This is a genomic window from Halpernia sp., from assembly GCF_048269545.1.
Lineage (GTDB): Bacteria > Bacteroidota > Bacteroidia > Flavobacteriales > Weeksellaceae > Halpernia.
Genome location: NZ_JBLXIJ010000017.1, coordinates 1 through 8,475 on the forward strand (window position 1 = coordinate 1; position 8,475 = coordinate 8,475).

The 8,475-nt window shown below is 35.4% G+C and carries 7 protein-coding genes; all 7 read right to left on the reverse strand.

Features of this window, described 5'->3' with window-relative positions:
* Nucleotides 1-193, reverse strand: a 193-nt coding sequence (locus ACN0WB_RS11495; protein WP_417431925.1) for a hypothetical protein, incomplete at its 3' end; no start/stop codon positions are given.
* A gap of 555 nt (nucleotides 194-748) precedes the next feature.
* Nucleotides 749-1,192 (reverse strand): DUF2141 domain-containing protein, encoded by a 444-nt coding sequence (locus ACN0WB_RS11500; protein WP_187477866.1) that lies wholly within the window; start codon nucleotides 1,190-1,192, stop codon nucleotides 749-751.
* A gap of 1 nt (nucleotide 1,193) precedes the next feature.
* Entirely contained in the window at nucleotides 1,194-4,310 is a 3,117-nt protein-coding gene (locus ACN0WB_RS11505; protein WP_417431927.1) for an efflux RND transporter permease subunit, read from the reverse strand.
* 12 nt (nucleotides 4,311-4,322) lie between these two features.
* Nucleotides 4,323-5,372 (reverse strand): efflux RND transporter periplasmic adaptor subunit, encoded by a 1,050-nt coding sequence (locus tag ACN0WB_RS11510; RefSeq protein WP_417431929.1) that lies wholly within the window; start codon nucleotides 5,370-5,372, stop codon nucleotides 4,323-4,325.
* Between the two features lie 25 nt (nucleotides 5,373-5,397).
* On the reverse strand, nucleotides 5,398-6,732 hold the full coding sequence (locus tag ACN0WB_RS11515) for a TolC family protein (RefSeq protein WP_417431931.1): 1,335 nt from the start codon (nucleotides 6,730-6,732) through the stop codon (nucleotides 5,398-5,400).
* Nucleotides 6,733-6,774: 42 nt separating this feature from the next.
* The gene (locus ACN0WB_RS11520) at nucleotides 6,775-7,335 is read right to left on the reverse strand and encodes a cytochrome b/b6 domain-containing protein (RefSeq protein ID WP_417431933.1); all 561 of its coding nucleotides are present in this window, start codon (nucleotides 7,333-7,335) and stop codon (nucleotides 6,775-6,777) included.
* A 4-nt stretch (nucleotides 7,336-7,339) separates the two neighbouring features.
* Nucleotides 7,340-7,894, reverse strand: a complete 555-nt coding sequence (locus tag ACN0WB_RS11525) for a TetR/AcrR family transcriptional regulator (RefSeq protein WP_417431935.1) — start codon at nucleotides 7,892-7,894, stop codon at nucleotides 7,340-7,342.
* Between the last annotated feature and the right edge of the window lie 581 nt (nucleotides 7,895-8,475).

Consider the following 8,475-nt stretch of genomic DNA (forward strand, 5'->3'; position numbering starts at 1 on the left):
CGATGGTTTCGCAACTGTCGGCGCAGCCGAGCCGTACGTTGGGAAAAATCGTCCCAAAGGGCGATTTTTCCCAACGGTTGACGATATGTACAGTTGCCTGTGTTGCGCCTGCGGCAGGCAATTGTATATATCGTTTGTTATGTGTTGTTTTATTCTCTGCTAAGATAATAAAAACAAGCACAGTTTGAGGCATGAGGATTCTTAATAAATGATTTTAAAATATTGCTCCTATCAGACCGAAATGATAGGTGTAGTTTTTTAAAATACAGTCTAAATAAATCACTCTAAAAGGTGGCTTTTGAAATAAGAAAATAGATCTATTTTCTTATTTCAAAAGCCACCTTTTTTCCTTTCATTAGAGACTGCTTTTATTAGAAGCCGAATCTCAAATTGCACATAACGGTTTTCGGCTTTGCGAGGGAACGGATTACTTGCACTAACACTCAATCGAAGCACCAAAGTTCAAATTTAGCAAAATTGTTGATACGAAGCACTTCACCCGTTCTCTTGCAAAACCGATGTTATAGCCAGTGGTTCTTGTCCGATGCCCCTGCAAACCATTGTCAATACTACTCTTTTCCGCCTTTGTCGTGTCGGCTTGTGTGGTTGCGTATTTTTTATTTTCAGAAGGGAAGGAAATTTTTTTTATTCAATTTTGTCAGCGTGGGAAAGGTGAAAGCTCTTTTGCAAGCTTTGGTCTGAGCTTGGACTTGTGCAGCTTGCAAATGTGCTTTCATCCGTGCTTGGCTCACATATAAATCACTTTCACTTTAATTTCTTTGTCTTGAAACAAATCAAAACTTGCTTTTTTAAAATTTGGACGATTGGTTAATCCTATAGATGAATAGTTTGAAAAGCCAATTCCTTCTTTGGGTAAAATTAAACCTTTGTCAATCTTGCTGTTGTTATTTTCATCGTGTAAAATGTTTACAGCATATTTTCCTTTTGGCAGGTTTTCAAAAGTAATTTCTGATTTGCCGTTTACTATTTTTGCTTTCTCTAATCGGTAATATTTTTTGAAAATTTCATCGGGAATTGAGCCTTCTTTGTTATATAATGCTACTTGTAAAACACCTTTTGAGTTTCGTAAGTTTTCTACTTCAATAGTTAAGCTGTATTCTTCTTTTATACTTGAAAAGGAAGAAAGAAATAAGAATGAAAATGCTGAAAACAGGATATGTATTTGTTTCATTTTAAATTGATTTTTTATTACTAAATTTTTCTTTCACTCTATCCACACCATAATACACCATTGGCACTAAATACACGGTTAAAGCTAATGAAGAAAGTAAACCACCGATAATGACCCAAGCCAAACCGTTTTTCCATTCAGCTGCTGTTCCGCTGGCTAATGCTATTGGCAACATTCCTATTGCCATTGATAAGGTGGTCATTAAGATTGGTCGCATACGTTCTTTTCCTGCGGTAATCAATGCCTCTTTGTAATGTTTTCCCTCCGCTTTCAATTGGTTGGTAAAGTCCACAATCAAGATAGAATTTTTTGTTACCAATCCCATTAACATAATCAAGCCGAGCAAAGCAAATAAGCTCAAATTGCTTAACGATAAATTCAAGGCTAAAAATGCTCCGATAGCGGCAACAGGTATGGCAAATAAGGCAACAAAAGGATAAATGTAACTGTCGTACAAGGCTACCATAATCAAATAAATCAGTAAGAACGAAATCAGCAATACCGAACCCAAAGCCCCGAAACTGTCGTTTTGCCGTTTAATATCGCTTCCCCAAGTCATTGAAATTCCATCAGGCAAAGGATTGTTCTTGAGATATGCCACGACATCGTCAGCCACAGTTCCCGAAGGTCTGCCAAGTGCATCAGAAGTTAATGTAACAGCAGGTTGTCGATCTTTTCGTTCTAAAAGCGAAGGCGAATTATCTCTTTCAATAGTTGCAAACTGTGCTATTTCAATAGGTACACCCATTGGATTAACAATGTTCAATTGTTTTACATCATCTTCATTTTTCCTACTGAATTTATCCAGCCAAATTCGTACAGGATATTCCGTTCCTTTTTCGGTTAACGAAGCGTCATCATTTCCTGAAAAAGCGGTACGCAAATTCATTCCTACATAAGCGGTGTTTAATCCTAAGCGTTGCATTTTATCTTTGTCGGGAATGACTTTAAACTCCGGGCTTCCAGCCTCAACCGATAAGCGAACATTATCTGCTCCGGGAATTTTTTCAATGACTGATTTTAAATCATTGCCTGTCTGCATTACTTGGTTTAGGTCGCTTCCGCTCAAGGTAATTTCTATTGGTGCAGAACGAGGAATTAAACCCAACGCTATCATTGAAAAGTTAATACCTGAATACTCTTTTTGTAAATCATCTCTTAACTTCCGCATAAACTGTTCTGTCGGAATCTTTTTAATTCCAGCGTTTCGTAATTCGTCATTTTTAATTCGTAATTGAACAGTAAATTCCGATTTATTTGCAGAACCCACTCCCAAACTTCCAATGCCTGTACTTGGTCCACCCACATTACTGAAAACAGTCGAAACTTCGGGTTGCTTCAAAATATAGTTTTCTATTTTTTCGGAAACCAAATTATTTTGCTGAATAGAAGTGCTTTTGTCAAATTCCAACGCCAAACGGAATTTCCCTTGGTCGCCTGTTGAGATGAGTTCTTTCCCAATAATTCCCTGCTTCATCATTACTGCTGTTCCCACAAAAAGAAGCAGTACAAATGCAGTAAATATTAGTTTATGATTTAAAACCCAATTTAGCGTTTTGCCATACCAACTAATAAATTTGTCTAACTGATGTTCAAACCAAAGTAAAAAACGATTGAAGAAATTAGTCGGTTGCAAATCTTCTTTTTTCCCGATGCGTGAAGCTAGCCAAGGTGTTAAAGTAAAACCTACCAATAAACTTGTAAGCGTAGAAGTGATAACTACTACCGAAAACTGTTTGAGCATATCGGCAACAAAAACTTGTAAAAATAAAATCGGCAGAAACACAACCACATCAACCAAGGTAATAGACAGTGCAGAAAAACCAATTTCCATTCGCCCATCCATTGCTGCTGTTCTTTTTTCTTTGCCCATATCCAAATGGCGTTGGATATTTTCTAAAACTACGGTAGCATCGTCCACCAAAATACCGATGATTAAAGACATTGCAAGCAATGTCATCAGGTTAAGCGTATAGCCCAACAGCCACATCACGGCAAAAGCGGTAATTAAGGAAGTAGGAATGGCAACCAACACTATCAGTGCGTTTCTGAAACTTCGCAAGTACAGCAACATTACCAACGACACTAAAATTACGGCTAAAATCAAGTCAAATACCACCGAATTAACGGCTGCAATGGTGTTATCGGTACTGTCATCCGTAACCACAAATTTTATAGCTGCATTGGCATTTTGTTTTTCTATAGTTTGAAATTTTTCTCTGATTAGTTTGGAAACATCAACGGCATTGGCATCACCTTGTTTCTTTATCATTAAACCTATGCCATTCTTACTATTGTATCTACTGTACGAGGTAATTTCTTTAATGCCATCTACAACCTCAGCAACATCTTTAACATACACAGGACTGTTTGGAAAAGGCATTGCGACCTGAACATTCTGAATGTCATTGATAGTATTGAATTTGCCTACCAATCTCACTGAATTATTTTCAGTTTCTGTTTGTAGTTTTCCAGCAGGTAAATCTATCCCCGAACGATTAATAGCTTCCACTACTTGGTACAAAGAAATTTTATAGAGTTTTAGTTTTTCTTTATCTACTTTAACTTGTATTTCTCTTTCTTCTCCACCTAAAATCGTTATCTCTGCAACTCCTTTTAGTTTCTGAATTTGAGGAAGATAATCATCCTTCATTTTTTGATAAAATTCAGTCGGGTTTAAATTACTTGTAGCACTTACAGACATTATCGGTAAATCGTTTGGCGAAACCTTACTCATTACAGGGTTTTGAATATCTTTTGGTAAATCCTTTTTGATATTGTCAATATAGCGTTGTGCATCTTGCATTGTTTTGTCCAAGTCTGTTCCGTATTTCAGATTGGCAATAATGATAGAAGCATTGGGCAAAGATTTCGTTACCAAATAATCTACACCTTCCAAATTGGAAAGAGCATCTTCAATTTTTCGGGAAACCGAAGTTTCTACTTCATTGGGTTCTGCTCCGGGATAAACTGTTTTAATTACCACAACGGGTTGATTAAAATCGGGCATTAATTCATAGCTCAAATTCTTAAACCCGATAATTCCCAATAGGGCAAATACGCTAAAAAGTACGATTATCAGCGATGGTCTTTTGATTGATATTTCTGTAATATTCATAATTCGCTGATTTTATTTAGTAATGATGTTCGCATTATCAAACAGTTTGATAAATCCATTTGTAATAATTATATCTCCTTGATTTAAGCCACTTGAAACAAGCGTTTTGTTCCCAATAGTTTTAGTAGTTGTAATAGATTGCAATACGGCTTTTCCGTTTTTTATGACATATACTTTTGCAATTCCATTTTCTTCCATAATGGCAGATGTTGGAATAAGAATATCTTGCTCTTGTTCGCTTTCAGAAAGATTAACTTTGCCAAACATTCCTGATTTGATACTTAGATTTTTGGTGTTTGCAACTTGAAATTGAATTGGAAAACTGTTGCCCATATTGGCTTTGCTTCCTATCATTGATACTTTGCCCGAAAGTGAAATGTCGGGATAAACATCTGCATTGATTTTGTAAGTTTGGTTGTTTTGGAATTTTACCAAATCATTTTCGGGAACATTGACTGTAAAGCGTAAAGTGCTTATGTCTGTTATTTGCAACAACGGAACTCCCGGTGCTGCAAAACCGCCTTCTTCATTAAGTTTGGCAGTTACAATACCGTTAAAAGGTGCTTTAATAGAAGTTTTGCTGATTTGCTCTAACAAAGTTGCTCTCTGAATTTTTGCCGATTTCAACCCTAATCTTGCTTTTTCCAACTGTACACCTTGAACGGCATCGGCTTCCGTTAAAATGGTGTATCGTTTTACATCATCTTCCAATCCCTCAATTTGCACTTCAACCGTTTGTAGTTGCAGTTTCAATAGCGAATTATCCAACTGAATAAGAGTTTGCCCTTTAGAAACATAGCTTCCAACATCTACCAATACTGCATTGATTTTTCCTTGGATGTCTGCGCTTATTTTTGTTTCCTTATTCGGCTCAAAAGTTCCTGTATAGTTGTCTGCATCTACAATATTTTGTAGTCGGATTGTATCAACACTTACCGAAATTGGCTTTTCTTTATCGTATTGATATACTCTGTTTTCAGTAGTTTTTTTGTTACTTAAAAGTTTGAACATCATCAAACCAACTACAGCAACTCCAGCTATTATCCAAATTATCTTTTTCATTTTATCTATTTTAAATTCGTAATTTTTAATTTTTAATTGAAGTAATTGACCCCGTTAGCTTTTTAAGTTCCAAATCTGCTTTCAGAAAATCAATGACTGCATTCAGGTAATTTTGTTGTGCTTCACGGAGTGCATTGTCTGCTAACAAAACATCGGTAAGGCTCGCTGTTCCCTGTTTTTGTTGCAAAACAGTTTGATCATAAATCGTTTTGGCTAAAGCAATTTGACTTTCGGTATTCGTGATGGTGGATTGTGCAATTGTTTTTTGTCGGATAGCATTTTCAACTTCCATATCATTCTTTTCCGTAATCAATTTTGATTGCAACTCATTGTTGGTAATCTCCAATTTCTTTTGATTGATTTTTCGCTGTGTAACCGTTCCATTAAAAAGAGGGTAGCTTAGTTGTATTCCTGCAAAACCAATCGGATAGAATTTCAGAAAATTGTTAGGCTTTTTGTCATAACCAAAACCAGTTGTTCCGTAGGAAGCAACTAAGTTGAGCGAAGGCAAAAATCTTGATTGGTTCAATGTTTTTAAATCACTATGAAGCAGTTGATTTTGTTTTTGGATAATTTTCAACTCCAATACATTTCTTGTATTACTTTCTAAGGAAACTTCTTGTTGGATCTCAGAAACAACAGTAATATTCTGCTCCAATGAAATTCCCATATTCAATTTCAGGGCATTCAAAACCTGAATAAGTTTGTTGTTTACATTTTGCCTTTGTGTGTTGAGCTGTTCGGCTTGAAGTTTTACTTTACTCACATCGCTGCCTTTTGCCAAAAGTTGGTCTTTCAAGAGTTGCATATTCTTGAGTAGCTTTTCGGTATTCGCAATATTACTGTCTAAAAAAGCCAATTGATGTACGATGATTTGAGCATTGTAATACAGCGTAGTAATGTCAAACAAAACCTGTTCTTCCGACTTTTGAAATTGCAATTCTATAAGTTCTTTAGCTATTTGTGTACTTTGTATTGCTCCATAAATTTGTGGATTATACAAAGGCATTGCCAATTGCACATTGGCGTTGATGTTGTGCGGAACACCAAATTGCAAATCCCTGAATTGTCCTTCGGGTGCTTGTGGATTGAGTGCGTTCATCGGCATTAGCTGTGTAGGTAATTCCATAAAATACTTATAATCGGCATTGGCAGTAACTTTTGGAATGAGGTTAGCTTGTGCTTCTTTTTTTCGTTGTTCACTGATGGATATATTGTTACGATTGATTTGCAAAGTCTTATTATGGACTTGTGCTGTATCAATACACTGTTTTAATGTCCAAGCCTCTTGAGCTTGGGCTACATTCCAACCTGATAAAACTATCAAGCTAAATATTAGTTTGCGAGTATTCACTAACATAATGAGATAAATTTTTTTTTTCTTTTTTATACTTACTTTGTTTTAATCTCCACCAATCATTTTAGAAGTAATTCCTTTTTTATTTGAAAATTCTGCGATAATAATACCTACCAAATGCAAAAGAATAAAAATTGGAAACCAGTAAATTCCCCATTTATGAACGGCTTCAATTTGCTCTTGGTAAGTAGAGAACAACTCTTTTTCAATACAAACACCTGTGAATGCAGAGATAAAAACAAAAAGGTAAAAATATACATAAGTAAAACCCTGTAATCGTTCTTTTAGAGGCTGATTGCTTTTGAAAGGATTAGGAAAGCGAATACCTTTTACAAGCATATAAATAATCCGTGCTAAAAATGCAAAAATCATTATGTGAGCAAAAAGTTCGTGCCATTGCCACATAGGTTCTCTAATTGTCTTTGCAATGTCTGTCATTTGTTCTTTTGGAATTGCTGATGTTTTACTTTCAATAACAGCTACAATGTTATTTTTATTCATCCAATACATTCTCAAAAAACCTGTAATGAATAAAATAGGCATTGCAATTGCCATTATCCAATGTAATAGCCTGTGAAATAGGGAAAATTTTTGTTGTGTGTCCATATATCTATTTTTCAATCATTTTTAATATTCCGTCTAAAACAGTTTTCCCGTCCTTAACAAGATTTGATTTATGTCCCGATAATTTCCATTTCAGTACGGTCATCCTCATTCCGCCAATAATTATGGTTGTTAGGGTAGAAGCTCCAATCAATTTATTGTATTGCCCTTTTTCTTGACCTTTTGTTATGTTTGCTTTCACATATTCCTGCATCATATCCATAATTTCAGCTACTTTATTACTCAAACTTTCATCAAAATGGAAAATGCTTTCTGCAAAAATGACACTCACAATCGCAGGTTTGTTTGTAAAAGTTTGTAGCTGAGAATTAAAAATCGATCTTAATTCATCAGCAGTCGTGTCAGTGGGTTTAAAAGAAATAGACTGAATACGGTTTTTCATTTCCGTTTTGAAATATTCTAATAAACTCAATAATATTTCATTTTTACTTTTAAAATGTCGGTACAATGCAGGTTCTGATAAGCCAATGTCTTCAGCTAAAGTTTTAATTGTCAAATTCTGAATACCATATTTTGAAATACGGTTGGTAGCCGCTTCCATTATCTCAATTTGCCTATCTGTAAATTCTTGCATACTTGTCTAATTTGTTTTTTATATTAGTTAGTATTCACTCACAAAAGTAAAAACTAATTTTTGCTTGGGCAAATAAAATTCAAAGAAAGTTTTGATTTATTGATTACACATTCAGAGTGTAGGCAAAAAAGTGGCTCTTTGGGTTTTGTGAAGCGTTGGCTTGTGTGTCGGGACAATACCAAATGTGCCACTTGTGTGGTGGCAATAAAATTGAATTAAAAAAAGTGCGGTGGAAAAAATAAAAAATACAGAAGGGTCGGAAATGAGTGTTAGCTTACTCGTTGTAAAAATGGTTTGCTCTCTGTTTAAGTTTTGCTCATCTGTTCAATGTTCGGAGTGTCGTCCTACCATTGGCTATAACGGTTCGGGTATTGCCGAAGGCGGGGATTTTTAGCACAGAAGTTTAATCGAAGAACGAAAGTTGAACCTTGCACAAATGCCCAATCGAAGCCGTTCAGCCCCGCTTTTGGCAATACCTTCTTTACTTTACTTCTATAAAATTAATACCTTTAAATAAACAAGACAGAGGTGAACTAGAAATACCTTTA

What these genes read in the sequence shown, in the direction of transcription:
- ACN0WB_RS11515 (WP_417431931.1), bottom strand. Translation starts at nt 6,732, where the DNA reads ATGTTAGTGAATACTCGCAAACTAATATTTAGCTTGATAGTTTTATCA.
- ACN0WB_RS11505 (WP_417431927.1), bottom strand. Translation starts at nt 4,310, where the DNA reads ATGAATATTACAGAAATATCAATCAAAAGACCATCGCTGATAATCGTA.
- ACN0WB_RS11510 (WP_417431929.1), bottom strand. Translation starts at nt 5,372, where the DNA reads ATGAAAAAGATAATTTGGATAATAGCTGGAGTTGCTGTAGTTGGTTTG.
- ACN0WB_RS11500 (WP_187477866.1), bottom strand. Translation starts at nt 1,192, where the DNA reads ATGAAACAAATACATATCCTGTTTTCAGCATTTTCATTCTTATTTCTT.
- ACN0WB_RS11520 (WP_417431933.1), bottom strand. Translation starts at nt 7,335, where the DNA reads ATGGACACACAACAAAAATTTTCCCTATTTCACAGGCTATTACATTGG.
- ACN0WB_RS11525 (WP_417431935.1), bottom strand. Translation starts at nt 7,894, where the DNA reads ATGGAAGCGGCTACCAACCGTATTTCAAAATATGGTATTCAGAATTTG.